Source organism: Asticcacaulis endophyticus (assembly GCF_014652575.1).
Taxonomy (GTDB): Bacteria; Pseudomonadota; Alphaproteobacteria; order Caulobacterales; family Caulobacteraceae; genus Asticcacaulis; species Asticcacaulis endophyticus.
The window spans coordinates 795,962-820,921 of the sequence record NZ_BMZB01000001.1; the positions used below are offsets into that span (position 1 = coordinate 795,962).

23 protein-coding genes, 1 tRNA gene and 1 pseudogene are annotated in these 24,960 nt (G+C 57.3%); 9 read left to right on the forward strand and 16 right to left on the reverse strand.

The genetic code is table 11. The features are described 5' to 3' along the window. Window positions 1-50: 50 nt before the first annotated feature. Window positions 51-692, reverse strand: coding sequence for a (d)CMP kinase (gene cmk / locus IE102_RS03630; RefSeq protein WP_189485008.1), 642 nt, complete (start codon window positions 690-692; stop codon window positions 51-53). 54 nt (window positions 693-746) lie between these two features. Further along, window positions 747-971 (reverse strand): annotated as a pseudogene (locus IE102_RS18145) (YxzC family protein); the annotation flags it as partial. 186 nt (window positions 972-1,157) lie between these two features. Between IE102_RS18145 and IE102_RS03635 the strand changes: the two are divergent. Beyond that, complete coding sequence (locus tag IE102_RS03635) at window positions 1,158-1,829, forward strand: hypothetical protein (protein ID WP_189485009.1); 672 nt, start codon at window positions 1,158-1,160, stop codon at window positions 1,827-1,829. Window positions 1,830-1,833: 4 nt separating this feature from the next. Here IE102_RS03635 and IE102_RS03640 read toward each other — a convergent pair whose 3' ends face one another. Then, window positions 1,834-3,108: a 3-phosphoshikimate 1-carboxyvinyltransferase gene (locus tag IE102_RS03640; protein WP_229807545.1), complete on the reverse strand. Its 1,275-nt coding sequence runs from the start codon at window positions 3,106-3,108 to the stop codon at window positions 1,834-1,836. Window positions 3,109-3,396: 288 nt separating this feature from the next. On the opposite strand from IE102_RS03640, the gene IE102_RS03645 reads away from it, so the two are divergent. Then, window positions 3,397-3,885 (forward strand): TIGR02300 family protein, encoded by a 489-nt coding sequence (locus IE102_RS03645; protein ID WP_189485011.1) that lies wholly within the window; start codon window positions 3,397-3,399, stop codon window positions 3,883-3,885. 178 nt (window positions 3,886-4,063) lie between these two features. After that, window positions 4,064-4,139, forward strand: a tRNA-Ala gene (locus IE102_RS03650). A 46-nt stretch (window positions 4,140-4,185) separates the two neighbouring features. Here the strand turns inward: IE102_RS03650 and arsC are convergent. From arsC to IE102_RS03665, 3 genes are read right to left on the reverse strand one after another with little or no spacing between them, the layout of a single operon-like run. Next, window positions 4,186-4,608, reverse strand: a complete 423-nt coding sequence (gene arsC, locus IE102_RS03655) for an arsenate reductase (glutaredoxin) (protein WP_189485012.1) — start codon at window positions 4,606-4,608, stop codon at window positions 4,186-4,188. Between the two features lie 10 nt (window positions 4,609-4,618). After that, window positions 4,619-5,299, reverse strand: coding sequence for an aquaporin (locus IE102_RS03660; protein WP_189485013.1), 681 nt, complete (start codon window positions 5,297-5,299; stop codon window positions 4,619-4,621). Window positions 5,300-5,303: 4 nt separating this feature from the next. Next, window positions 5,304-5,636: an ArsR/SmtB family transcription factor gene (locus IE102_RS03665; protein WP_189485014.1), complete on the reverse strand. Its 333-nt coding sequence runs from the start codon at window positions 5,634-5,636 to the stop codon at window positions 5,304-5,306. A gap of 202 nt (window positions 5,637-5,838) precedes the next feature. Here IE102_RS03665 and IE102_RS03670 point away from each other — a divergent pair, with 202 nt between their 5' ends. Together IE102_RS03670 and IE102_RS03675 are read left to right on the forward strand one after the other, a co-directional pair. After that, complete coding sequence (locus tag IE102_RS03670) at window positions 5,839-6,882, forward strand: potassium channel family protein (protein WP_189485015.1); 1,044 nt, start codon at window positions 5,839-5,841, stop codon at window positions 6,880-6,882. Between the two features lie 5 nt (window positions 6,883-6,887). Beyond that, window positions 6,888-8,633, forward strand: a complete 1,746-nt coding sequence (locus tag IE102_RS03675; protein ID WP_189485016.1) for an SLC13 family permease — start codon at window positions 6,888-6,890, stop codon at window positions 8,631-8,633. Here the strand turns inward: IE102_RS03675 and IE102_RS03680 are convergent. The 3 genes from IE102_RS03680 to IE102_RS03690 form a co-directional block, all read right to left on the reverse strand. Further along, window positions 8,614-10,587 carry a TonB-dependent receptor family protein gene (locus IE102_RS03680; RefSeq protein ID WP_189485017.1) on the reverse strand — a complete coding sequence of 658 codons (1,974 nt, stop codon included), beginning with the start codon at window positions 10,585-10,587 and terminating at the stop codon, window positions 8,614-8,616. The two genes, IE102_RS03675 and IE102_RS03680, sit on opposite strands and share 20 nt — an antisense overlap. A gap of 27 nt (window positions 10,588-10,614) precedes the next feature. Further along, complete coding sequence (locus IE102_RS03685; protein WP_189485018.1) at window positions 10,615-11,646, reverse strand: aldo/keto reductase; 1,032 nt, start codon at window positions 11,644-11,646, stop codon at window positions 10,615-10,617. Between the two features lie 75 nt (window positions 11,647-11,721). Further along, entirely contained in the window at window positions 11,722-14,208 is a 2,487-nt protein-coding gene (locus IE102_RS03690) for a glycosyl hydrolase 115 family protein (protein WP_229807546.1), read from the reverse strand. A 156-nt stretch (window positions 14,209-14,364) separates the two neighbouring features. Between IE102_RS03690 and IE102_RS03695 the strand changes: the two genes are divergently transcribed. The 4 genes from IE102_RS03695 to IE102_RS03710 all read left to right on the forward strand — a co-directional run bounded on the left by IE102_RS03695 (window position 14,365) and on the right by IE102_RS03710 (window position 16,625). Continuing rightward, on the forward strand, window positions 14,365-15,033 hold the full coding sequence (locus IE102_RS03695) for a dienelactone hydrolase family protein (RefSeq protein ID WP_189485020.1): 669 nt from the start codon (window positions 14,365-14,367) through the stop codon (window positions 15,031-15,033). Further along, entirely contained in the window at window positions 15,030-15,362 is a 333-nt protein-coding gene (locus tag IE102_RS03700) for a YnfA family protein (RefSeq protein ID WP_189485021.1), read from the forward strand. Before IE102_RS03695 ends, IE102_RS03700 begins: the two co-directional genes overlap by 4 nt. Window positions 15,363-15,513: 151 nt before the next feature. Then, window positions 15,514-16,215, forward strand: coding sequence for a response regulator (locus IE102_RS03705; RefSeq protein ID WP_229807547.1), 702 nt, complete (start codon window positions 15,514-15,516; stop codon window positions 16,213-16,215). A gap of 227 nt (window positions 16,216-16,442) precedes the next feature. Further along, window positions 16,443-16,625, forward strand: coding sequence for a DUF1328 domain-containing protein (locus IE102_RS03710; RefSeq protein WP_189485023.1), 183 nt, complete (start codon window positions 16,443-16,445; stop codon window positions 16,623-16,625). Between the two features lie 71 nt (window positions 16,626-16,696). On the opposite strand, the gene IE102_RS03715 is transcribed toward IE102_RS03710, so the two are convergent. From IE102_RS03715 to IE102_RS03745, 7 genes are all read right to left on the reverse strand, one after another. Continuing rightward, window positions 16,697-17,500 carry a sensor histidine kinase gene (locus tag IE102_RS03715; protein ID WP_189485024.1) on the reverse strand — a complete coding sequence of 268 codons (804 nt, stop codon included), beginning with the start codon at window positions 17,498-17,500 and terminating at the stop codon, window positions 16,697-16,699. Window positions 17,501-17,756: 256 nt separating this feature from the next. Beyond that, entirely contained in the window at window positions 17,757-18,020 is a 264-nt protein-coding gene (locus IE102_RS03720; RefSeq protein ID WP_189485025.1) for a hypothetical protein, read from the reverse strand. Continuing rightward, window positions 18,013-18,198 carry a hypothetical protein gene (locus IE102_RS03725; RefSeq protein WP_189485026.1) on the reverse strand — a complete coding sequence of 62 codons (186 nt, stop codon included), beginning with the start codon at window positions 18,196-18,198 and terminating at the stop codon, window positions 18,013-18,015. Before IE102_RS03725 ends, IE102_RS03720 begins: the two co-directional genes overlap by 8 nt. 28 nt (window positions 18,199-18,226) lie before the next feature. After that, window positions 18,227-18,757, reverse strand: coding sequence for a hypothetical protein (locus tag IE102_RS03730; protein ID WP_189485027.1), 531 nt, complete (start codon window positions 18,755-18,757; stop codon window positions 18,227-18,229). A gap of 175 nt (window positions 18,758-18,932) precedes the next feature. Beyond that, window positions 18,933-20,330, reverse strand: a complete 1,398-nt coding sequence (locus IE102_RS03735; protein ID WP_189485028.1) for an efflux transporter outer membrane subunit — start codon at window positions 20,328-20,330, stop codon at window positions 18,933-18,935. Beyond that, on the reverse strand, window positions 20,323-23,553 hold the full coding sequence (locus tag IE102_RS03740) for an efflux RND transporter permease subunit (RefSeq protein WP_189485029.1): 3,231 nt from the start codon (window positions 23,551-23,553) through the stop codon (window positions 20,323-20,325). Before IE102_RS03740 ends, IE102_RS03735 begins: the two co-directional genes overlap by 8 nt. A gap of 78 nt (window positions 23,554-23,631) precedes the next feature. Beyond that, window positions 23,632-24,843 carry an efflux RND transporter periplasmic adaptor subunit gene (locus IE102_RS03745; RefSeq protein WP_189485030.1) on the reverse strand — a complete coding sequence of 404 codons (1,212 nt, stop codon included), beginning with the start codon at window positions 24,841-24,843 and terminating at the stop codon, window positions 23,632-23,634. Window positions 24,844-24,960: the final 117 nt, after the last annotated feature.

Consider the following 24,960-nt stretch of genomic DNA (forward strand, 5'->3'; position numbering starts at 1 on the left):
GCGACCGTAGTGATCCTTATAAGCGCAGCGCCGGGTAAATTTGGTGACGTTTAAACGCCACCACGGCGGGCCTTCACGATGGATCGCGCAGCTTCGATGGCCGCCTCTATATCTAAATTAGTCGTATCAAGCAAGACCGCATCGCGCGCCATCTCCAGCGGGGCGCTGGAACGCGAGCTGTCACGCTCATCGCGGATGCGGATATCGCTTAAGACATCCTCAAACGTAAGCGCCGAATTAGCCTTGATCAGTTGCAGGAAGCGGCGTTTGGCGCGGGTCTCAGGATCGGCGGTCACAAACAGCTTAACGGTCGCGTCGGGGGCGATGACCGTGCCGATATCGCGGCCATCCAGCACGGCGCCGGACGTTTGATGGGCAAAATCGATCTGGAACTGTTTCAAGGCGGCGCGCACTTCGGGGATGGCGGCGACGCGGCTGGCCCACTCACCGGCCTCACGCCCGCGCAAGGCATCGTCTTCGAGCAGGGTCGGGTGGATGAACTGAGCGGCCTCACCCAGAGCCTGGGTATCCTCCAGATCTAGGCCACGCTCGCGCGCCACATGACCGACCGCGCGGTACAGCAATCCGGTGTCCAGAAACGGCAGGCCGTAGTCGGCAGCAATCACCGAGGCCAGCGTGCCTTTGCCGGACGCCGCCGGGCCATCAAACGCGATCAGAAGAGGTTGGGTCATGTTATTTGTTAAATTTGATTTTTCTAAAAACTCAGCGCGCGCATCAATAAAGTTTTCCCGACTGTGTAAGGCCACGTTTTTAGAAGCCTGTAAGTCGCACCCGTATAAATAATCTAAAGCTTCCCATATATGCCAAGCGTTATCAGGAATATCGATTTCATCATTGGGAAAGTAGGCTTTTGCCCAAGTCGATACATCTTCCGGTGTTTTAGAACCGTCGATTAAGGCGTCGAAATAACTAAGTACCTCGTCATGGCCAGGAAGCCTTAAGTTCCTCATATTTCAAACACCATACCAACAGCTACTCTGCTGAGATCAATGAACGGAATTACCGATTAAACCGGAATGGATTTTTAGCAAGGCCTATACGCGGCCGGACTTGCGAAAAAGCGGCGTGTAACAAATTAGGGTTACATTTTTAAAAGAGTTAACTAATAGTAAAGGTCGTAGCCGTCGGGGGGGCGTATGGATATAGAGCTGACATGGGATATGGTAATTGGCGCTATGGCTGTGCTCATAGCGGTGATGCTGGTCTTTGTCCTGGCTTATCCGTTTCGACAAAACCGTAAGCGAAAGGCTGAAGCTATAAAAGCCGCTCTGTCTCTGATTAATGAGATAACTGAAGCCAGAAAAGAGCTCAAAATTTATCTTGACCGAATTGACACGCTTGAAAAGGCTTATGAAAGCAACAGCGCGAATATACCTAAGCAATTACCGTCGCTAAGGCTTCAGTTGGATAAGATTGTTTTAAGCCAGAAATTTGGAGCGGATGTTGGGAAGTTGGTTACGCGGGCCGGACACTTCAGGCTGCCCTACAATCAGAAATGTTTATATACAGAAACTGCTGTAGCGGCGGCTATGTTTGCGAATATGATTAGCTTGCTTAAAACGTCCAAAGTCTCGGGCTTTATGAGATCAACTAAAATGCTGGAGGAATATATTACCCAGCGCCATGCAAGCCCTTTTAAAAAGGGTGTGGTTGACACCTTCGCTGAAGACTATTTCGAAGAAAACGCCTATAACATTAGAGGTACACTCAAAGGTGAAAAAGATATTTTTGACGCCAATGAGACCGGATTTGATGTATTGATCAAGAATTTAGACGCTATAGTCAAACACAGTCAGGCCCTGTTTTAGCCGGCTACTCAAACGCCATTTCAACGCCCACGCTATTCAGGTCGCGCCAGTAGCCGGGATAGGTCTTGGCGGTGCAGGCGGGGTCGAGAATACGCAGGCCCTCGATCACTAACGCGGCTTGTGAGAACGCCATAGCGATACGGTGGTCATGATAGGTGTGAATATCGGCCTCTATCGTTTTACCGATCAGGGTGCGGTCGGGTGTAATCAGCAAATCGTCGCCAATTTCTTCGGCCAGACCCGGCTGGATACGGTTCAGTTCGGTCGCGACCGCATTGATGCGGTCACATTCCTTGACGCGCAGGTTGGCAATGCCCACAAACCTGACCGGATGATTATTGAACGCTGCCAGTACAGCGATCGTCGGGATGGCGTCCTGCATCTGGCTGCCGTCAATGACGGCGGGCAGGTTCGGAAACTGCGCGATAAAATCATAAGCCTTGGCGTCGGGCTGCATCATGTCGCCGGGGGCGATACCGATGTCGATGTCGGTACCCAGCAGCGCATTGATGCCCCAGATATATGTGGCGGCGCTGGCGTCCGGTTCGACCCAGTAGTCGCGGGCGGAGTAGGGACGATTGGCGATGTCCCAGCTTAACGGGCCTGTCTGTTCTATTTCGGCACCGAACGCCTTCATACATTCTAAGGTAATGTCGATATAGCCGCGCGCGCCGATATCGCCGTCCTTGACCTTAAGGCTGAACGGGGTGTCACCCTTAACCCCGGCCATCATCAGGGCAGAGACATATTGGCTGGAAAGGCTGGCATCGACCTCAATAGCGCGATTGGCAAAACCGCCATCGCTGGTGACCGTCACCGGCGGGCAGCCGGTCGGGGCTACGGCCGTCACACCGGCCTCATTCAGGGCCTGAACCAGAGGGGCGATCGGGCGCTTTTGCATATGCTCATCGCCGGTGAGGACGGTCGTTCCGGTGATATTGGCGGCGGCCGCCGTCAAAAACCGCACAGCCGTGCCGGCATTGCCCAGAAATAACGGCTCAGATGACGGCGTAAGCTCACCCGAACTGTCGATCACAAAATCGGTCTCGCCCGCATCCTCAACCGTCACACCAAGTTGTCTGAGGGCGCGCGCCATATAGGTCGTGTCATCGCTTTTGAGCGCGCCGCTGATGTGGCTTTTGCCGCTGGCCAGAGCCGCGATCAGCAGCACCCGGTTGGTGATCGACTTTGATCCCGGCAAGGCGATCGAGCCTGCGAGTTTATGCTGAGGCGGGGTGAGCCGTACGGCGGCAGAATTGGGCATTTGATCAGAGGTCATGGGGCTTAGTAGCAAATAATGGCCAATGCACAATCATCATTTGCGGGCATTTAACGACGCGGCATCAGGCGGCTTTGCGTTAACCCGCACGCTTTCGGCGCAAAAACACGATAAATTTTAGGGGCGGGGCATATTTAAGCCTTTGACAGACGGCCTCTCTAGTGGCATGGGCCAAGACTCAAAAATTTCTGTGTGCCCGGATGACCGTGGGCCGCAAACAAAAAAGCTGAAATCCTGACGAAGCGTTTCAAAGGGTTTTTAAGCGCACATTCTAAAGAAGGACGTCTCGTGGCTGATCCCGCCTTAGGTACCAAACAGATTTGCCCGAATTGCACGGCAAAATTCTACGATCTGCAAAAACGCCCGGCCCACTGCCCTAAGTGCGCCCATGAATTCGACCCCGAAGAAGCGATCAAGGTTCGTCGCGTGCGCACGCGTGCCACACCGACCGACTATGAGGATACTGAAGAAGAATCCGAAGATCAGGTCAAGGGTAAGGCCGCTGATGACGAGGATGAGGATGAAGAGCCCGAAATCATCACGCCGGAAATCGACGAAGTGGTTGCCGATGATCCGGTGCTGATCGACGAAGACGAAGACCTCGATCCCGCTGATCCGGCGCGCATTACCCCTGATGCGGTCGATATGGACATCGAAGATGCCGATCTGGTTGACGATGCTGACGATGATGATGTGCCGTTCCTCGAAGACGAGGATGACGACACCTTCGATGAAGATATCGACGGCATCGGTCCGGAAAAAGACGACGACATCTAAACACGCTTACTTTAAGTTTGGGCCGCATCCCGCAAAGGGTGCGGCCTTTTCTTTGGGCGCAGGTATTTGACTGTGAAAAAGTTGGAAAAGTTTGAAAAAGGGCTTGCGCTCCAAATTGGCCTGCACTAGAAGTCGCCGCCTCGGACGCGACACGCGGCCTGAGACCATTTTTGATAATGGGGCTTTAGCTCAGTTGGTAGAGCGCTTGCATGGCATGCAAGAGGTCAGCGGTTCGACCCCGCTAAGCTCCACCAAAACAACCCCGCCATTGTGCGGGGTTTTTTGTGGCCGGTTTTTGGGTCAGGCGACACGGTTACCCTCCGCATCAATCAGAAGCTCGCCGTCTTCCTTATAGAACGGCCCTGCCGGAAATTTATCGATTAGATCAAGGACGGCCTCGCTGGGGCGGCACAGTTTTGTGCCTTTGTCCGTGACCACAATCGGACGGTTGACCAGTATGGGATGTTCCAGCATCGCCTCCAGCAGGGTGTCGTCGCTTATAGCAGGATCAAGCAGCCCCAGCTCCTTTGCCGGTGATTTGCTTTCCCGCAACGCCGTGCGCGGTGTCAGGCCCGCATCGGCCAGCAGACCCATAAGCTGATCGCGTTGCCAACCCGCCTTAAGATACTCAACGACGGTGGGTGCGTAACCCGCCGTTTCAAGGATGGCTAGCACGTTGCGCGACGTGCCGCAGTCGGGGTTGTGGTAAATCGTAATCGTCATATTGTAATCGTCATGGGGCTGTGTGCTCCGTTTCGGGTTTGAGAAGCCACGCACAGACCGCATAGGCCATAAGCGCCCCGGCGATCTGCGCCGCGATGAAGGCTGGGGCATCCACAGGGCGGATACCGGCAAAGCTATCGGACAGGCTGCGGGCCAGAGTCACGGCAGGGTTGGCGAATGAGGTCGACGCCGTGAACCAGTAGGCGGCGGTGATATAGAGGCCAACGGCCACGGCAATGAAATCGGCTCTGGCTCTGAGCGTCGCCAGTATGACGAAGACAAGGCCAAAGGTCGCAATCCCTTCCGACAGCCATTGTGACGGCCCTGTGCGGATGTGGTGCGAAACCTGAAGCAGGGGCTCATCAAACATGGCGTGGGCCAGCCACACTCCTGACATGGCGCCCATGCCTTGCGCGCCGACATAGGCTATCGAATGGGGGGGCGAAATGTCGCGCCTGATGGCAAAGATCAGGGTCACGGCCGGATTGAAATGGGCGCCGGAGATGGGGCCAAACACAGTGATCAGCACGATCAGCATTGACCCGGTGGCCAGTGCGTTGCCAAGCAAAGCCAAGGCGATATTGCCGCCCGACAGACGTTCGGCCATGATACCTGAGCCCACGACAGTGGCCAGCAGCAGCGCCGTCCCGATTCCTTCGGCCAACACCCTGCGTCCCAAGGCATAGGTCATACCGTCAGCACCCGCACATGACCTGATCAATAAACGGCTGGCACAGATCCTTATGGCCACCGCAGCAATCCTGCATCAGAAACCCCAAAAGCCCCTTGAGGCCATCATAGTCAGCAAAATAGCGGATGCTGCGGCCTTCGCGCACGAACCGGATCAGTCCGGCATGGGCCAGCACAGACAGATTCGCCGACATCGTATTTTGCTTAACGCCCAGAGCGTCACTGATTTCACCGGCCGCCATGCCATCGGTTCCGGCTGTGATCAGCAGGCGCACGGCATCGAGCCGGGTTTCCTGACTTAAGGCGCTGAAGGCGTTGAGAGATTGCATTTTATCCATATATCATGATTATTAGATATAAATGCCTGTGTCAATTCGGCTTGGGTTATCGGCTCTGGCATCGCGCTCGAAACCGATTATAGATATTTTATCGAAAGACCCTGTAGTCAGGTGCGGCTTAGAGCACAGTTCCGATCCAATAGGGACGTGCTCTAAGGGAGGCCGAAGATGATTATCCTTTATCCGGGAAAGGCAAGCGCCCATGCACTTTGCGCCTAAACCGTCGTCGCCGGTAGTGCTGAAGCGCAAGGGCGGCTTAAATGTCTGGCAGTCGCTATGGCTGCGGGCCGTGCTGGTTATCGGTCTTTTGGGGATCGCTATGGCCGGTCACTGGTTCGACCGCGACGGCTTGCGCGACAATATCGACGGTGAGGTCTCCTTTTCCGATGTGGTCTATTTCACCGCTATTACGGTGACCACGGTCGGCTACGGCGATATCGTGCCGGTCACGGATCGCGCACGGATGTTTGATACCTTTGTGGTCACCCCGATCCGGCTTTTCATATGGATTATTTTCTTCGGCACGGCCTATACTCTGGTGCTTAAAAGTACATGGGAGCGGTTGCGAACGCGCATGATCCGTCAGGGGCTGAACAATCACATCATCGTCTATGGTTATGGCGCGACCGGCGAAGCGGCGGTCACCGAATTGCTGCGCCAAGGGGTGAAACCGCAGGAGATCGTGGTCGTCGATCAAAGTCCCGCCCGCATTGAGGCGGCGACCGAACGGGGTGTGACCGGCATCGAAGGCGACGCCACCATGAATGCCGTTCAGGACGCCGCCTGCATCAAAACCGCGCGGGCGGTCATCATCTCCACGCACCGCGACGATTCGACGGTTTTGATCGTGCTGAGTGCGCGCCAGATGAACCCGCACGTCTCAATCAGTGCGGCGGTGCGTGCCGCGGAAAACGAAGACCTGATGCGTCAGGCAGGTGCCGGCAACGTCATCAATCCGGTTAGCATGGGCGGGCATTTGCTGGCGCGCGCGTCCGAAGGCCGGCATGTGGTCGAATACATCACCGATCTGGCGTCTGCCGATGGCAAGGTTGTGCTGAGGGAGCGCGAAATCACCGCCAAAGAAGTCGGTAAATCGCTGGACGCGCTGACCACCGGTAAGGGGGTGCGCATTTGTCGGCACGGTAAAATCTACGGCTACTGGGAGGCTGAGACCCATGCGTTGCAGGCCGGTGATGTGATCGTAGAAATCGCGCGAACCCATTCCCATGAGACGGCTCAGGCCTGATTATAGTGACCCTGACCGATTACATATCTGCGCCGATCCTAAGTTCGGCCATTCTGGTTATGGCGCTGGCGCTATTTGTGTCGGAAAAAGTGCGCCATGATCTGGTCGCCCTGATTGCGCTGATGGCCTGTTTGCTGACCGGGCTGGTGTCGCCAGATGAGGCTTTGCGGGGGTTTGCCGATCCGGCGGTCATTGCGGTGGCGTCTGTGCTGGTGGTCGGTCGGGCCCTTGAAATGACCGGCGTGGCGTCGAAACTGGCGCGGGTTTTAATTCCACCCAAGGCCCCGTTCAGCCTGCAACTGATCCTGCTGATGGGTGGCGGCGCGCTGTTATCGGCCTTTATGAACAATATCGCGGCGCTCGTTATCACCATGCCGCTGGCGGCAGAGATTGCCCGCCAGAATAAGCGTCCGGTCGGGTCTACCCTGATGCCGTTGTCGTTTGCGACCATTTTGGGTGGCATGACGACTTTGATCGGAACACCGGCCAATATGATCCTGTCGTCAGTGCGCGAAGACCGTTTGGGCCAAGGGTTTGGGTTTTTCACTATGGCCCCGGTTGGGATCATCGTCACTGTGATTGGGGTTGTGTATCTGGGCCTTGTCGGCTGGCGGCTGTTGCCGGTGCGCAAAGGCGCGGGCCGTGCCAATGATACCCCATGGCGGGTGCTGGAACTGCAACTGACCGAAGGTCTTACCCGCACGCGTAAGGAAATCGTGGCCGAATTGCGCGGCACGACCTCACGATTGCTGGCCTTTATCCGGCGCGAAAAAGTGCTGGAATGGCCGTCGGATAATAAACTGAAACGTCTTGATAAACTGCTGCTGTTGTCGCGCTCAGGCCGCTCACTGATCGAAGACAAGATAAGTTTCAAAGTCGCCCCGGCGCTCAGTGATCCTGATCACGTCACCGCCCGCATGGTGGTGGCCCATGGCTCCCCCCTGATCGGGGAATGGCACGATACCATCCGCCAAAGATCGGACGGAGATTTGCGGGTGACTGCGGTGGGCCCCAAGGCAGCGGTGATGCGCAAACCCTTATCGCAACTGACCATTCAAACTGGCGATCAGCTTTACATCACCGGCCGATCTGAGGCGATTGCCGCGTTCGGCGCGCGGGAGCGACTGCTGGAAATCGACCGCAATGATCCGGTGCCGGTCAATTTACGCACGGCGGCTTGGACGGTCGGTATATTCGTGACGGCCATTCTGGCCATCGTCTTTGCCGATGTGCCTCCGTCGATCAGCTTTCTGGGTGCCGCTATTGTTATTGCCGCAGCACGGCTTATTCCGGCGCGGGAAACCTATAAGTCAATCGACTGGAGCATCATTGTACTGCTGGCCGCCATGATCCCGGTCGGCGGCAGTTTTCAAGCCAGTGGCGCGGCCAGTATTGTGGCGGAGACCATTGGCGGAGTCCTGACCGGTCTGCCGCTGGTGGGGTGTCTGGCGGCTATGTGCGCCTTGACCTTGCTGCTGTCGATCCTGCTCAACAATGTCGCGACCGCCGTGATCATGGGGCCGCTCGCCATCCAGTTGGCGGGGATTTTGGGCGTGTCGCCCGATGCCATGCTGCTGGCCGTGCTGGTCGGCACATCATCGGACTTCCTGACGCCGATTGGTCACCAAAACAATCTGCTGGTCATGGGGCCGGGTGGTTATCAGTTCACGGACTATATCCGCATGGGCTTCATATTGTCGCTGATCGTGGTCTCGACCTCGGCCTTTGTGCTCAGCGCGATTTATAGCTGATACCCACATAAAGGGCGCGGCCTTCGCCGGGGTAGAAATGACGACCATCATTTCCAAAGGCATTGGCGATGACATTGGTGGTGGTCACATAGGTCTCATCGGTCAGGTTGCGGAGGTCGGCATAGACCGACCAGTCGGCATTCACAGGCTTCCAGTTGGCGCGCAAACCCCACACCGTATAGCCCTCAGTTTTTAAGCTGTTTGCCATATCAACCGGATAACCCTGCGGCGGCCATTCGACGTTAGGCGTCACCGTCACAGGGCCGATATCATAGCCCAGCTCGGCGCGCAGGTAATGCTCAGGTGCGCCCGGCAGGACATTATCGCCGTAAACCGGATCATTGCGGAACCGGAAGCGGCTATAGGTGTAAGCTGCGTTAAACGACACTTTCTCGCTCAACCGTCCGCCGGCACCCAGTTCGATGCCGGAATGGCGGGTGCGGTTGGCATTGACGGCCTCGGAGGAGCCGTCCGGCTGACGCAGAATGATGTATTCGCCGTCGATTTCACTGTTATAGACGGCGGCTTGCCAGCGGATATCGTTCAGCTTTCCGCGTGCGCCGACCTCAAGCGTGGTAGCGCTCTGGTCGTCTAAACTATTGAACCCAGGCCCGTTGCCGCCGGACAATTCGCTCAAAGTCGGTGGCTCATAGGACCGGCTGAGACTGCCGAATATGGTCACCGCTTCGCCTTCATAGCGCAACCCAAGCCGCGGGCTGAGGCCGTTGAAATCATGGTCGCGCTGTTCAGTTGTGGGAAAATGCTGCGCAATGTTGCGCTGAACCGACGCTGCCTGCAGTCCGGCAATAGCGGTGGTGTGCGGGGCAATCAGGTGTTCATATTGCGCATAGGCCTCAGTCGTCAGGGCCTCAAGGTCGCGCCGGACAATAGACGTGGTCGCTACCCCGCCCGAATTGACGAAACGCTTTTCTTTTTCAAGGCCATAATAGACATTCAGCCCCGCTGTAAAGCGATTAGGGCGCAGGCCGTAACCGTATTTAAGGCGCACCCCTGTCTCGCGCGACTGGCTCTGGATCGCCACGGTCACTGGCGTATCGAGGTCACGGTAGCTGGCGTAGAGTACGCCCTGCCATTCCGACAGACCGTCAGTGTAGGTGCCGCGGTACGCTACCCGCCCCAGATCGACATCGCGCCGGAAACGCCCTGCCACATTGGCCGGATTGGCGCGGCGAGGGTCGGCGGCGATTTCAGCCAAATTCAGCGTGCCGGGGATCTGCGCCTCGGCGTGGCTCAGGGTCAGGAACAGGCGCTGCTCAAACTGATCGGTGGTCTGCCAGCCGAAATTGGCGGTGATCCGCGTAGATTCTTGGCCGTTGTTGCGGCGATAGCCGTCCTGCGCCAGCCAAGTGGCGGCTATGAAGCCGTCAACGGCACCATCCGCAAAACCGTATCGGATAAGATGATGCTGATGGCCGTCCGGCCCGCCCTCTAACCGCACGCCGTAACCGTTATCACGGCCCGTGGGGGTAATCATATTGATCGAGCCGCCAAGCTGGGTGGCCCCCTGCTCAAGTGCGTTGGCCCCTTTCAAGATCTGCATATTTGAGATCAGCCAGGGATCGATGGTGTTGAACTCAAAACTGCCATCCGCCGTATTGATCGGCACACCGTCCTGAAGCAGCAAAATCCCGCGTCCCTGAAAGGTTCGCGTCAGCCCTGATCCGCGCACAGACAGCCGCATGGATTCCGCGCCGTTGCGCGCTTGGGCAACAATCCCCGGCGTGAAATCGACCATGTCCTTGAGCGTAATGGCCCGCCGGTCAGCCCAGTCGGCAGCACTCAGAAACTCGGTCGCCCCCGCCACATCGTCGGTTTTTTGGCGTAGGGTGTCGATTGGATTTGCGGACGATCGGTTGACCTCAATAACCACAGTCGGGGTCTGGGCCAACGCAGAACTGCCCATAAGCAGCAGAATCAGGGGCAGTTGCCGCATTATGTGTATCCCCTGTTGAACCTCAGATCACCACTTTACCGGCTTTGGGTTGCGTTCGTCAAAGTCCATCTGGTGCCAGTAGGGATAGGGCTTGGGACGCGCAGACACAGCATCCAGACGTGCGACCTGATCCGATGTCAGATCCCAGCCAAGAGCGCCTAAATTCTGCGTCAGTTGCGCTTCATTGCGGGCGCCGACGACGATATTGGCCACGGTCGGGCGTTGCAGCAGCCAGTTGAGCGCCACTTGTGGCACGGTCTTCTCGACCTCAGCGGCAATCTCGGTCAGGATATCGACGACATCATAGAGATATTCGTCATCGACCGCTGGCCCGCCAGTATCGCCGCCTTGAGCAATGCGGCCCTCGCTGGCTTGAACGCCGCGGCGGATCTTGCCGGTTAAACGCCCCCAACCCAAAGGTGACCACACCATAGTGCCCACGCCCTGATCCTGGGCCAGCGGCATCAGCTCCCACTCATAGTCGCGCCCGATCAGGGAATAATAGCCCTGATAGGCGACAAATCGGCTCAGGCCATAGCGGTCGGCGGTAGCCAGCGACTTCATCAGGTGCCAGCCGGAATAGTTCGACGCGCCGATATAGCCGACCTTGCCCGACGTGATCAGGGTATCGAGCGCCGACAGCATTTCTTCGGGCGGGGTCAGGGCATCGTAGCCGTGCATGAAATAAACATCGATATGATCGGTGCCGAGCCGTTTCAGGCTGGCTTCGGCGGCGCGCACAATATGGTAACGCGATGAGCCTTTGTCGTTGGGCCCGCTGCCGGTGGTAAAGGTCGCCTTGGTCGAGATCAGCGCCTGATCGCGGCGGCCTTTGAGGGCAGCGCCTAAGATCTCTTCGGACGCGCCCGCCGAATAGACATCGGCGGTGTCAAAGAAATTGAGGCCGTGATCGAGGCAGACATCAATCAGGCGCGACGCTTCGGACACATCGGTAGCGCCCCATTTGGCGAACATGTCGCCCTTGCCTCCGAACGTGCCGGTGCCGAAGCTTAAAACAGGAACCTTAAGACCTGAACGGCCAAGTTGACGATATTGCATGGGGTGGCTCCTATGAACTGATACTGTGCATTTAAGCCGATGGATGACGCATTTAAACCGGCAAGCCGAATTAAATTATTTTACCGCGCCATATCGGGCCCTGGCGCCATCAAAGCGCACCTCAAAGCGATCAATGATCACACCGGGATCGAGCGCGTACAGTTTAAGGGTATGGCGGCCCGGTTTAAGTTTCAGGCCGGTCAGTTCGCGCACCGCATTGTTAGACAGCACATTCTGTTTCCATTCATCGCTGCGGCCGACGGTTTCAAAATCAAGGATGACCGGCGGCTGATCATCGATACTGACGGCCACCTTCACGCCCGATTGTGAGGTCAGGGCATGGACAGGCAGCGCTATGATTTTGAGCGTCGCGGTGCCATCTGTGCGGGTGTCAAAGCGATAGGTGGCGGGTGTTGCGGTCGTAAATCCTTGTGGTTTCAGATCAAGCCGCGCCCGAAGGCTCTGGCCCAAAGACCCCAGTCCGGGCACGATTTGCCAATCGGGTGACGTGGTAAAGGCAGCGGGTATGGTCACCACCTTGGCCACCTCAGTGTTATAGGTGATCGCAACTGGTGCGACGGGCTTGGGTAAAGGTTTATCCGTGGTCGGATTAGCCGCTGCATAGACCGGAAACGCCGGAGCGTTGAACACCGGCAAGCGGCGCGGGGCCATATCCATCATATGCCGCCATTTGCCGCCAAGCTGGGTGTTGTAGGTTTCGGCATCGGCAACAATGCCGTCATGGGCGGCCCTGGCCTCGGCGCTTAGACTATTGGCGACGGTGGCGCGGCTCTGACGGGCATAAAAGGCTGCCAGATCAAGTTTCAGGATGCGGGCATTGAGGTTGGCCGCTGACCTGACCGGATAGAGCGCCAGTTCAAAAAACGCAGGCTGTCGATCTTCCGGCAGTTTGGCAGCAACGGCCTCGCTGCGGGCGGTCAGGGCCGCATATGCGCCAATGCGTGCCTGGGCCTCCGATCCGTCGCTGCCGATATAGTCGGATTGGCGGGTTGGGGTGGTCGGTTCGGTCTGGCTCCAGCCCATAAATTCCGGGCGGCGTTCCCACGCCAGATCGTAATAGTCGGTCAGGATATCGGTAATCTCAGCGGCCTGATCTGCGCCGAATTGTTGCGCACTCCAGGCCATCAGGTGATCGCGGGGGGTGGCATCAAACGCTTTGGCATCAAAGGCCAGATCGAGGAAATACTGCGTCAGATATTCCGCCGGTTTGATATCCCCGACATTGACGATCCAGATATCGTGGGCCCCCGTGACATGGGCGCGCTGCATCTGCTCACGGATCAGGGCCGGATGGGTTGTGCCTAACCACAGATAATCGTGCGGCCGCCCCCAATAGGAGATGTGATAATAGACTCCAGCACCGCCGGAGCGTTTGGCCTCATCGGGGGTGCTTAACTGGTGGATATAGCCGTAATTGTCGTCGGGCCAGACGAGCGTAATGTCGTCGGGCACGTTCAATCCGGCCTTATAGACATCCAGAACTTCTTTATAGAGCGTCAGGGCCTGTGGGATTTGGATGGCCGGTTTCTTTTGTGCGCGGGCCAGCAGATCACGCTGAATGCCGATCACTTCTGCCACCGCATCACGGGCCTGTTCCGGCGTTTCGGCCCCTTCCATCGCGGAGTCGTGCACACCGCGCACGCCGACCGAATAGATGTTTTCAAAGCCCTTGACCTCTTGCACGCGCTCACGCCAGTAGCTGATCATGCGCTCAGGGTTGGTGAAGAAATTAAAATCGCCGTTCTTTGCCTTATCCCACTCACGAACATTATTGCGCATCATCGGCTCGGCATGGGAGGTGCCAACCACGATGGCATAGTCGCGCGCCATTTCAGGGTTACCCTTGATCTGGTAAAACGGCTTTGTGGAATCGTGCATGGCCGGCCAGATCGTATTGGCCTTTAGCCGCCACATCAGCTCAAAGATTTTGGCGTAGGTTTTTGGGCCAATGTCTTTGGTGTTGGTCTCAAAGGTCTTGGCGGCCCACGGTTGCAGGCCCCAGTCCTCGTCATTCAGGAATATACCACGATATTTGACGGTCGGCGCGTCGGACAAAATACTGCCTGACTTAAGCGTCAGACGATCGACCCGGCGTGGGGTGACATCGGCCCACCATTCCCACGGTGATACGCCCAGTTCCCGCGTCAGATCCATGACGCCCCAGACCGCGCCGCGGGTATCTGAGCCGGAAATCAGCACAATGGTCTGATCAGGCGTGGTGATAACCGCCCGGCCATAGCGCTCCCATTGGCCGCTCAAGGCCGACAGGTCGATAGTACCCTGTTTGACCAGCCGCTTTGACAGCGGGCTGTCGAGGGTCGTGATGACGATACAGACCGTGCCGCACGCTTTTAGGTCACCGGACAGTTTCGGGGCCGTGCCGGTCAGGCCCTCAAGGTCGCGGCCCAAAAGCTCTGCGGCATGGGTGAGCGGTATATCCTTATCGTGAATAACCGCAGGCCGGATTTGCGTATCGAACAGCACGGTGTCTGCGGCGTCAGCGACATTTGCGCAGGCCAAAAATACGAGAGTCGTGCTCAATAGCCTTGAAAATCGCATAGGGTTTCCGCCTGATCTGTGATTATGATTTTGCGCACTTTTGATCAAAAATGCGCGCAAATCAATTGCAAAAACACCTTGATCCATAACGCGTAACCGGCGTACCCCTTACGTTATCATGTTCGCAGGAGCGTTTTTATGGGACAGCTTATTGACCTTACCCGACCCGATGGCGGCACATTTCAGGCCTATGTATCCGACCTTGATCCGGCAAAACCGAGCGTCATCGTGCTGCAGGAATGGTGGGGCCTGAACGACCACATCAAATGGATCGTTGACCGTATGGCGAGTGAGGGCGGATTTAACGCCATTGCCCCCGATCTTTATCATGGCCGTGTCACCGGTGATCCCGATGAAGCCAGCCACATGATGAACACCCTCGATTTTCCGGGCGCGGTCCATCAGGACATTGTCGCCACCCGCGATTACCTGAAAACTCAAGGCGGCAAAATTGGCATTATGGGGTTTTGCATGGGCGGGGCCCTGACCATCGCGGCGGCAGCAAGGCTTGATGGGTTTGCGGCGGCGGTCTGCTATTACGGTGTGCCCCCCAAGGAATTTGCCGACCCCAAGGATATTAAGATCCCGTTTCAGGGCCATTTCGGCAGCCAGGACGATTGGGTCACGCCGCAGGTGGTGTCCGACATTCAGATCGCTATGGTGGGTGCCGGCAATCCGCCGGAACTGTTTAGCTATGAGGCTGACCATGCCTTTTTCAATAAGACCCGCCCGGAAGTCTATAAGGCCGAAATCGCCGAGCAGTCGTTTGCCCGCACCTTGGCCTTTTTCAAGACCCATCTGGCGTGAAAGGGTTTCTGATCTATGGGGCGGCGGCACTAGCCGAAATCGCCGGATGTTTCAGTTTCTGGGCGTGGCTCAGGCTGGATAAGTCGCCGCTGTGGCTGATCCCCGGCATGGCGTCGCTGGCTCTGTTTGCTTATCTTCTGACCCTGATTGAGGCGGATAATGCTGGCCGGTCATATGCGGCTTACGGCGGGGTCTATATTGCCGCCTCGCTGATCTGGCTTTGGCGGATTGAGGGTGTACGCCCCCTTATGACGGATTTCGTCGGAGCCGGTATTTGCTTGATCGGGGCGGCGATTATCCTGATCGGTCCGCGTTTTGTTCGCCTTTAGGCGCCTTTAGCGGAAACCGCTTTGTAAACCCTTATGGACGCATTTAAATTTTATTTTTGGGTGCGTAGTTCTAAATACATAAACGCGGTCGTAAACTCCGTTCAGAAACGGTAAATTTGTCCCGCAGCCTCACAACCCACTAAGACAGGTCATGTCCATGTTAGAGAAGAAAAACACCATCCTTATCGTGGATGATGAGGAAGAAATCCGCAAAATGCTCAACATCTTTCTGGATGTGGCGGATTTCAAGGTTTGTGAATGTGAGACCGGCAAGCAGGCCCTGCGGATGAGCGCTTCGGTGCGCCCCGACCTGATCTTGCTCGATCTGGGTCTGCCGGATATGGACGGTAAGGACGTTATCACCCAGATCCGAGAATGGTCGAATGTGCCGATCGTGGTTTTGACAGCTCGTTCCGAAGATCTTGATGCCGCCCCGGCATTAAATATGGGCGCGGACGATTATGTCACCAAGCCGTTCTCAGCCGAAGTGCTGCTGGCGCGCATCAATGCCAACCTGCGCAAGTGGGCGGTGAAAGAAGTCGGTGAGCCTGACATTTCCCACGGCCCGATCCGCATGGATCTGGTGCGCCACGAAGTTTTCATCAGTGATGAGCGCGTGGCCTTTACACCCAAGGAATATGACCTGCTACGTTACTTCCTGGTCAATCGCGGGCGGATGCTGACCCACAAGCAAATCCTGAAAGAAGTCTGGGGCCCGGCCCACCTTGATGATACGCAATATCTGCGCGTCTATATCGGTCAGGTACGTGAAAAGCTGGAGACCGTGCCGGGTCTCGGCAAATCGATCGTCTCAGAGTCCGGTATCGGCTACCGCATGGATCTGGTGATGTAAGCGAAATCTTACCCCTATGTCTAACAACCCCCTTGGCCTGTGCCGAGGGGGTTTTTCATATCTTACCGCTTACTTATATTCAGATTGAAACTAGGTTTTGTTTCTTTATCGGCGGAAATCTAGTTTGGGTACTGAGGCATCGCCGCACGCGCTACGGTTAAGCCGTTTACACTGAATTACGCGTTTTCGTCCCCATCATGCGGAAGATGCGCTAAAGGAGGAATATCATGCTCAACTGGATTATCACGTTCTTTATTCTGGCGGTCGTGGCCGCGTTCTTTGGCTTCGGTGGTCTGGCCGGTACATTTGCCGATATTGCCAAATTCATCGCGGTTATCTTTGTGGTGCTTTTTGTCGTGGGCCTGATTTACCGTATGGTGACCGGGCGCAACGCCAATCCGCCGCTCTAAAGCTACACTATTTTAAGCGACAAAAACCGGCCTGGGAGGGCCGGTTTTTTTTATGCCTTGAGTTTAAAGGATTACTTTGGCCAGCACAGCTTGAATACGGCGCCGCCATCCTCATGGTTGCTGACCGACACCTGCCCGCCCATCAGCGTCATGATATGGCGGCACAGGGTAAGCCCCAGACCTGTGCCCGCATTTTGCTGGTCGGCCTTACTGAGGCGGGTATATTTATCAAAGATCAGGGTCTGCTTATCGGCGGGTATGCCCGCGCCATGATCGCGGATGCGTACGCACGGGTGGCCCTCTTCAAAGCCCGGACTGATCTCGATGACCGGCGCTTCGGCACCGTCGGGGCCACGGCTGCCGCCGTGTTTTAAAGCGTTTTCGATCACAAGGCCAATGGCACGCGCTGACAGCATAGGATCGCTGACAAAACCATCATCACCGGCGCCGCGAATGACCTCGATCCGTCCGCGGGCCTTGAGCGGCCCCAGCCGCGTCAGGGCGTCCTGAATGAGCTGATTAAGGCCGACCGGCTGCGGGCGCGGCCTGACGGCCTCCGCTTCAAACTTGGCCATATCGAGAATATTGGTGATGAAGTTATCCAGCCGGTAAGCTTCGGTCAGGGCCGACCCGATCAGGGTTTTGCGCTTATCTTCCGACAGGCGCGCCCCCATCAGGTTGATCACTTCCAGCGATCCGATGACGGTGGACAGAGGCGTCTTAAGGTCATGAGACACCGCCGACAACATCTGCCGGTGCAGATGCTCACGGATTTCATCGTGAGACTGCCCGTCCAGTGACGCCGTACCGGAGGCATGGCTCGTCGATGGGCCATTTTCACTGACTTTCGACGGGGGCGTGTGATCACTTTTCATAGGATGTCATTACCAATACAACGCCACCAAGGTCAAACAAAGACAGTGATCACGCGATAAGATTTAAGCGGAAAAAGAGGGAGCAAGCGGTGAACTTGCTCCCTCTCGGATCAGGTTTTGGACGCGGACGGGGACTGAGCGCAATCGCAAACCTGAATGGCTGGGGTTAAAATACGCCGAACACAAACAGCAGAATAATAACCGGGATCGGGATGCCTAATAGCCACAGGAATAAGGGTTTCATGAGGTTTACTCTTTAAGTTGCGGGATTGCCGTCCGTGGCATTTTCAGCCTTTTGTTCGGTGGTCTCAGCGCCTTCTTTGATGTTGTCGCCCAGACGCTCAGCCGGGGTGCGATCCTCAAGCTGTTCAGCGGCCTTATCCACCCCTTGCGGCAGGGTATCGACCGCATCACCGACCCGCTCTCCGGCGGTGCGATTGTCGGGCATGTTCATGAATACGGCCGCGGCCACGATGACCAGCAGGCCAATGAGGGAGGCAATAACCAGATTCTTATTCATCGCGATAACCCTCCGCGCGCGTCACATAGAGCGCAATATCGTTAAAGTCGTCATGGACATCATAAAGGTCTTCGAACAGCGGTTCGGGTCGAACCTCAACCGCGTCATATCCACCGGCATAAGGCTGCACCACAGGATGCGCAGGGGGGATATAACGGGTCGCATTATAGGCAGTCATGGGTGTCTCCTTTTTTGTTATGTGGGTTTCAGGACGGCTTGATGGCCGAGGCAATGCCGGTTGCGGGGCTTAGCTCGGTGGGCTGTCCAAAAGAATTTTCAATGGCGGGGATGAGCCTGTTGATCCGTTTAAGGGCATGTCTGAGCTCATCGGTTTTGCGGGCATCATCGTCGGTCGACGGCTGACCGCCTTCGTCGTCGAGACGCAGATATTCTTCGAGGGCCAGGGAGATTTCTTTTTGCGCCTCATAAAGACCGCTCAGGCCGCGGTTGCCGATTTTGCGGGCGGCATTGAGCCCTTCGCAATAGGTCTTGGCCCAGCGGTTAAGGTTCTCGATGCGCGATTTCACGTCGCCTTTGAGGGCGGTGTTTTCCACGCCGTCCATCAGGCGGCGGATATCCTTGGCCAGACACTGGGCGGCATCAAGCGAGGTGGCGTAATCTGTAGTGGGTGCTGTGACTGCGTCCTCAGTTGGTTGCGGGGCTTGCGGCACAATTGATCCCATAACCTCATGGTCGGATGCGGTATCGAGCGTCTCAGTTTTTTGAACATCAAGCACGGCAGGCTCTCCTTGGTCTGCGAGGTCGTTAAGCCGACTATAGGCTTAAGCCTCACAAGGCATCAGTGCGTGAGTTGAGAGCGGAAAATCAGAGCCACATAAAAAAAGCCCCTTACGGTTTCCTTAGAGCAGGAGACGCAAGGGGCTTGATGTTTTCAGCTAAATACTTAACGGGTCAGATGGTGTTCCAGTCGCCGCCTAATGCGCGGATTAAGCGCACACTGGACTGGTACTGGGCCGCCTTGACCTGCAAGGCTTGTCGCCGTGTACGTAGTTCCGACCGCTGGGCATCGAGCAGATCAAGCTGCGACACATAGCCGTTACGATAGCGCGACTGTGACAGGTTGAGCGCACGGGACGCCGCATTCAACGCCTCGGTCTGGGTGCGGGCCTGTGCCTCAAGGGTCTGACGCGCGGCCAGTTGATCCTCAACATCGGCAAACGCCACCAGAACCTGCTGCTGATAGCCGGCAAAGGCAATCTCAAGATCACCCTTGGCCAGAGCAATATCGGCATTGCGGCGGCCACCGTCAAAGATGGCTTGAGCCAGCAGACCGGTCAGTGACCAGTTGCGTCCGGCATCTTCAAACAGGTCGCTGAGGTCGGAGGAGGCATAGCCGCCAGAGGCCGTCAGTGTCAGAGATGGGAACCAGGCGGCCTTAGCGATCCCGACGCGCCGTTGGGCGGCCTGCATGGAAAGTTCCGCCGCCTGAACGTCCGGACGGCGTTTCAGCACGTCGGACGGGATACCGGCAGGCACGACCGGCACATGACCGGCCCACGGCTGGGAAGCCCAGCTCTGCGATTCCACATCAAAGGTCGTGGCCATCTCACCCGTCAGCACGGCCAGCGCGTTTTCGATTTGGGCACGCTGGCGATCAAGGGCCAGCAGTTCGGACTCGTTTGACGACACTTCGGTCTGAAGGCGCGCCACATCGAGTTCGGCCACATCACCGGCCTCAAAACGTCTTTGGGTAACATCTAAGGTGGTGCGGTAGGCCGCTAAGGTTTCGCGCACAATGGCCCGTTCTTCATCCAGCGCACGCAGGGCAAAATAGGTTTCCGCCACAGAGCCTGTGATCAGAAGCCGCGTGTCGTCAAGCAGAGCTTCGGACGCCTGCGCATCCAGACGAGCCGCCCTGGCGGCACTGAACAGCTTACCGGTGATATCGACTTCGTAAGACAGGTCGATGCCAGCACTATGCAGGGTCGAGGCTTTAGGGTCCTGGCCGATCTCAGTGGCGCGGGACGCCCCGTAGCCGATACCAGCCTGCGGGAACAGGCTGGAACGGGCCGATTTGACCAGAGCTTTTGACTGCTCCAACCGGGCGGCGGCGATACGGATATCGGTGTTGCGGGCCAATGACCGCTCGATCAGGCCGTCAAGGGTCGGATCTGCAAACACCTTCCACCACTGACCCATAGCCAGAGGTGGCGTGGCCGCCGTCGCCGGGGCCGCTTCGCCCTTAAAGGCGAGCGGTGGTGCGGTCAGGGCGGCGGAGTTGAGGGGTTCGGTGGCGCACCCTGCGAGGAGCAGGGCTGCCAACGAGAGGGTTGTAATAGACTTAAGCATGAGGATTTCCCTCCGTGTGTGCCGATAAGGATACCGGCGTACCTTCAATGACCGGATGTCCGGCATCATCAGTGTGCGGGGTGTGGGCCTTAAGCGGACGGTTGCCGCTGAGGGCGCGTAAGGTGACGTAGAAAACCGGCGTCAGGAACAGGCCAAAGATAGTCGCCCCGATCATGCCTGAGAACACCGCAACCCCCATCGCATGGCGCATTTCCGAACCGGCACCGGTAGAGGTGACCAGCGGCAGCACGCCCATGATAAAGGCAATCGACGTCATCAGGATCGGCCGCAATCTGAGGCGAGAGGCTTCAATGGCGGCATCGAGCGGTTTCCGTCCCGCCAGTTCCAGTTCGCGGGCAAATTCCACGATCAAAATGGCGTTCTTGGCCGATAGCCCGATCAGGACGAACAGGCCGATCTGGGTGAAGATGTTGTTATCACCCCCCGATACCCAAACCCCGAACATGGCGGCCAGCAGGCCCATCGGTACGATCAGGATGATCGATAGCGGCAGGACAAGGCTTTCGTATTGAGCCGCCAGCACCAGAAAGACCAGCAGGATCACCAGAGCGAAGATGATGGTCGATGAGTCGCCTGCCAGAATCTGCTGATAGGTCAGGTCGGTCCATTCATACTCGATACCGGGCGGCAGGACTTCGGCAGCGATCTTCATGGCCGCCGCCTCAGCCTGACCGGACGAGAAGCCAGGCGCCGGGCCGCCGTTGATGTCCGCCGTCAGATAGCCGTTATAGCGGCTGGCAGTCACGGGCCCGAATGACGGGTCGATCTTCATCAGCGCCGATAGCGGGATCATCTCACCCGTGTTAGAACGTACCTGAAGCTTACCGATGTCTTCGGCCCGTGCGCGGTAAGGCGCGTCGGCTTGCAGACGGACGGAATAGGTGCGGCCAAAGCGGTTGAAGTCGTTGACGTAGAGTGAGCCCAGATAGATCTGCATGGTCTCCAGCACGTCATTGACGTTGACGCCCAACTGACGGGCCTTGGTGCGGTCGATGTCAGCATAGATTTGCGGCACATTGACCTGATAGTTGGTGAACACACCCGCAAGTTCCGGAGTCTGATAGGCCTTGGCGACAAAGTCCTTGGCGGCCTTATCAAGCACGTCGGAACCTAAGGCCCCGCGGTCCTGAAGCTGTAGTTTAAAGCCGCCGGTGGTGCCAAGCCCCAGAATAGGCGGGGGCGGGAAGACGACGACATAGCCGCCGGCAATCGACTGGAACTTCTGGTTCAAAGCCCCAGCGATAGCACCGGCGCTGGTTTCTTTGGAGTTACGGTCATGGAAGGATTTCAGCGGCATGAACACCACCGCCTGATTGGACGCCAGGGTAAAGCCGTTGATCGACAGGCCGGGGAAAGCCAGCGTATCGGCAACCCCTTCCTGCTTCATGGCAATGGCGCTCAGTTCGCGGGCGACAGCTTCGGTGCGGTCCAGCGTGGCCCCTTCGGGCAGTTGCACCATGCCGACCAGATAGGCCTTGTCCTGCGCCGGAATAAAGCCGGTAGGGACGGTTTTGAACATCACCATGGTCAGGCCGACCAGAAGGAGATAAAGGCCCATCATCAGGGCTTTACGCGGAATGATACCGCCGAGGCCCTTGGCATAGTTGTTTGAGCCGGTCTTAAACAGCTTGTTGAAGCCATTAAAGAACCCGCCCAGCCATTTGTCCATAAAACGGGTTAAGCCGTCCTTTGGGGCATCATGGCCTTTGAGCAGCAGGGCAGCAAGCGCTGGCGACAGGGTTAGGGAGTTAACTGCCGAAATCACGGTCGAAATCGCAATGGTCAGCGAGAACTGGCGATAGAACTGACCCGACAGGCCGGTGATGAAGGCCAGCGGCACGAACACGGCCACCAGCACCAGAGCGATGGCGATGATCGGGCCTGAGACTTCGCGCATGGCCTGATAGGTGGCTTCACGCGGGGTTTTCCCGGCTTCGATATTGCGCTCGACGTTTTCGACGACGACGATGGCGTCATCGACTACGATCCCGATCGCCAGCACCAGACCAAACAGGGTCAGGGCGTTAATGCTGAACCCGAACAGGTGCATGACGGCGAACGTACCGATGACCGAGACCGGCACGGCCAGCAGCGGGATGATCGAGGCGCGCCAGGTTTGCAGGAAGATGATGACCACGATCACCACCAGAATGATGGCTTCAATCAGGGTATGGATGACGGAATCAATCGATTCCTGGACATATTCCGAGGTGTCATAGGCGATGCGGTAGTCGACGCCTTCGGGCATGGACTTTTTCAGTTCGTCCATGGTGGCGCGGATATCGCGTGACAATTGCAGCGAGTTGGCCCCGGCCATTTCATTGATCGGAATACCGACGGCGGCTTTGTTATTCAGCAGGGAACGCAGGGCGTAATCGGCAGCGCCCAGCTCGATGCGGGCAATGTCGCCCAGACGGGTGACCGCACCGTTTTCTGACTTCACGATGATTTCGCGGAAGTCGTCTTCGGTTTTGAGGCGGCCTTGGGCGTTCACCGACATTTGCAGGGTGATATCAGGCACGCCGGGTGAAGAACCGATCGTACCGGCTGCGGCCTGCACGTTTTCAGAGCGGATCGCTTGCGCGACATCAGAGGCGGATAGCCCACGCTCAGCGACCTTTTGCGGATCGAGCCAGATCCGCATCGAATATTCGCCGCCGCCGAACATCTGCACGGGGGCGACGCCCTTTACCGATTGCAGACGGTCCTTGATGTGGATCAGGGCGTAGTTACGCAGGTAATTTACATCATAGCGGTCATTGGGCGAATAAAGATGCACCACCAGCGGCAGGGACGACTGGCTCTTTTGCGTAGTCACCCCCAGAGCGCGCACATCGGCGGGCAGGCGGGCTTCGGCTTGAGAGACGCGGTTTTGCACCATCTGCTGGGCAAGGTCGGCATCGGTGCCTAGTTTGAAGGTTACGGTCAGGGTCATCGCGCCGTCAGAGGTGGCGGTCGAGGACATATAGAGCATGTTCTCAACGCCGTTGACGGCTTCTTCGATGGGCGTGGCCACGGTTTCAGCGATCACGTTCGGGCTGGCGCCCGGATAGACGGCGCGCACCACGACCTGCGGCGGCACGACTTCGGGATATTCCGATACCGGCAGGGTACGAAGCGATAACAGCCCCGCCACCAGGATCAGAAGCGACAAGACCCCGGCGAAAATGGGCCTGTCGATGAAGAATTTGGACAGATTCATAGCGTTGCCCCTTTGTGGGCGAGAATTTGAATAATTTGATTTCTTAGAACTCCCCTTCTTGGAGGGGGAGTTCTTGGATTAGGCCTTGGGCTTGCCGACGTCAGTCATGGCGACGATCTGCGGGGCCACGACCGCACCGGGGCGGATGGCTTGCAGGCCGGTCACGACAATCCGTTCTCCGGCTTTAAGGCCGGAGGTGACGATCTTCAGACCATTAACCGAAGCACCCAGCGTGACTTCGCGGTATTCGACGGCGTTATCCTTGCCGACGACCCACACGAAGCGCTTGGACTGATCGGTGCCGACCGACAATTCGTGGATCAGAACGGCGGGCTTGGTCGAAGCTTCGCCCATGCGGACGCGCACGAACTGGCCGGGGATCAGCGCACCATCGGCGTTGGAAAAGACCGCTCTGGCCCTGACCGTGCCGCTTGAGGCATCGAACTGGTTGTCGATCAGTTGCAGCTTGCCGGTCACCGGCTCACCACCGCCGACCTCCAGCGTTACCGGCACGCGCTCAAAGGCAATACTGCCATTAGCGCCCTTAAGTTCAGATAAAGTGCGGGTGATGACCTCTTCGTTAGCGTCAAAGCTAGCATAGATCGGGGATACCGACACCAGCGAGGTCAGAACGGATGACGATGGACCAGCGGCCACAAGGTTGCCTTGCGTGACATCAATGCGCCCGACCCGGCCGGAGACCGGTGCGCGCACCTGAGTGTAGCTGAGGTTCAGGCTGGCCGATTGTAACTGGGCCGAAGCGGCGGCAAGATTGGCCTGAGCTTCCTGAAGGTCGTTCTGGCGGCTTTCGGCCTCACTGCGGGAAATGGCATTGTCGGCCAGCAGACGCTGGGCGCGGGCCTCTTCGGAGCGGGTCAGGTTCAGACGGGCGGAAGCTGCGGCAACTTGTGCCTTGGCGCGGGCATATTCAGCCGCGTAAGGGGCCGGATCGATGGTGAACAAAAGATCGCCCTGACGGACCAAAGCGCCTTCGCGGAAGTGCACCGACTTGATTTGCCCGGCGACGCGCGGGCGGATTTCGACGCGTTCAACCGCCTCTAATCGGCCGGAGAACTCTTCCCAGGCGGTGACATTGCTCTCGGTCGTGATGGCGACGCCGACCGGAATGGCCGGTGCGGCAGCGGTGGCCGTTTTGTCGGAGGCGGCGGTTGACGATGAAGCGATGATCAGGCCGCCAGTGGCGGCACCGAGCACCAGAAGCGACGCGCCGGCGACCACGAGGGTCTTGCGTCGTTCCTTATAGAACTGGGAAACAGAAAAAGTGCGCATGTGAGTGTCCTTCGGGGAGAAAGGGGTAAAATTTTTAAAGGTACGCGATCACGCAAGGCCCGCCGTCAGCGCGGAAAAGGGTTATTTTAGCTCTTGAATAACCGCGAACGTGATCTA